The sequence below is a fragment of the Intrasporangium chromatireducens Q5-1 genome, from assembly GCF_000576575.1.
Lineage (GTDB): Bacteria > Actinomycetota > Actinomycetes > Actinomycetales > Dermatophilaceae > Intrasporangium_A > Intrasporangium_A chromatireducens.
This window is the reverse complement of sequence record NZ_AWQS01000622.1, coordinates 1-345: the sequence shown is the minus strand read 5'-3', so window position 1 is coordinate 345 and position 345 is coordinate 1. Positions and strand designations below refer to the sequence as shown.

The 345-nt window shown below is 69.0% G+C and carries 1 protein-coding gene; it reads left to right on the top strand.

Features of this window, described 5'->3' with window-relative positions; genetic code table 11:
• Positions 1–345 (top strand): cytochrome c biogenesis ResB family protein (locus tag N864_RS23160; RefSeq protein ID WP_034723293.1); only part of this gene is annotated, 345 nt, incomplete at both ends.

The window sequence follows — 345 nt, the reverse complement described above, 5'->3', positions numbered from 1 at the left end:
CGGTCTCGACGTACAACACCTTCTCGCCCGGGCCGTGGGTGGACCCGTCCCGGATCCCGAACTTCGTGCTCCAGGTCGACCGGCTCCAGGCCGACTTCATCCGCACCCCCGGACCGACGTTCGGCCAGCCGCGCGAGTTCGTCGCCCACACGACGTTCCGGTCCGATCCGACTGCTCCGAGCGACAAGGCGGACATCAGCGTCAACCACCCGCTCGCCGTCGACGGGTCCGACGTCTACCTGCTCGGCAACGGCTACACCCCGGTCATCACCGTCCGCGACGCCAAGGGCGACGTGCTCTACCACGAGGCGACCCCGTTCCTGCCGCAGGACCCGAACTACCGCT